The sequence below is a fragment of the Pedobacter sp. 05L430 genome, from assembly GCF_056397585.1.
This window is the reverse complement of sequence record NZ_JBFTNT010000562.1, coordinates 1-990: the sequence shown is the minus strand read 5'-3', so window position 1 is coordinate 990 and position 990 is coordinate 1. Positions and strand designations below refer to the sequence as shown.

The following is a 990-nucleotide window of genomic DNA, read 5'->3' as shown; positions in this document are numbered from 1 at the left end:
AAACAATATAATGGTGCCGCAGAGTGGATCCGGTCCTGGAATGAAATGCCCAAACCGGCATATGATTCGCTAATTTATAAGTTTAATCCCGTTAATTTCAATGCTGATCAGTGGGCTGCGATTGCAAAGGATATGGGAGCCAGATATGTAACCATTACCACCAAACACCATGATGGTTTCTGTTTATGGCCTAGTAAATACACATCGTATACAGTAGCCAATTCTCCATGGAAAAAAGACATCATGAAACCATTGGTTGATGCTTATGATAAGGCAGGGATAGATGTGATCTTATATTTCTCTATTATGGACTGGAATCATCCGGGATGGCGGTATGATATCAAAACCAGGGCGGATAGTATCGCCTTTGAGGGATTCAAAAAATTTACACGTAATCAGCTAATAGAATTATTGACTATGTATCCAAAAGCTAAAGGACTATGGTTTGATGGCACCTGGGATAAATCATGGATAAAGCAGGCGAAGTTTGCTGATGAACTGGAAGCCGAAATGCGAAAACTTCGCCCTGGTTTGATTATTGGCAGTCGTTTTAGAGCGGATGAATATGGAAAACGCCATTTTGATTCGAACAACGTACTTATGGGAGATTATGAACAAGGATGGGAGCGTAAACTACCAAATACGATTGCTGATGTACATGGAAACGACTGGGATTGCGTAATGACGATTCCAGAAAATCAATGGGGGTACAATAAAGCATGGAAGGGACATATTAAAACTTCAACTGAGTTAATAGAGATGACAGCAAAAGCTGTTTCATTGGGTGGGAATTTTGTGCTGAATTTTGGCCCCAAAGGAGACGGTTCTATCCGTGACCAGGAGAAAAGGCTTGCTTTGGAGATAGGCGACTGGATGAAAGTTAACAATGAGGCAATATATAATTGTGGATATAGTGGTTTAGAGAAGCAAGACTGGGGCTATTCAACAAAAAAAACACGTATTGATAAGATATATATGGTGGTCTTTAAC

At 40.2% G+C, this 990-nt stretch carries 1 protein-coding gene; it reads left to right on the top strand.

Going from position 1 to position 990, the window contains the following annotated elements; genetic code table 11:
• Positions 1–990: alpha-L-fucosidase (locus AC1DG9_RS27320; RefSeq protein ID WP_477635728.1), on the top strand; the 990-nt coding region annotated here is incomplete at both ends.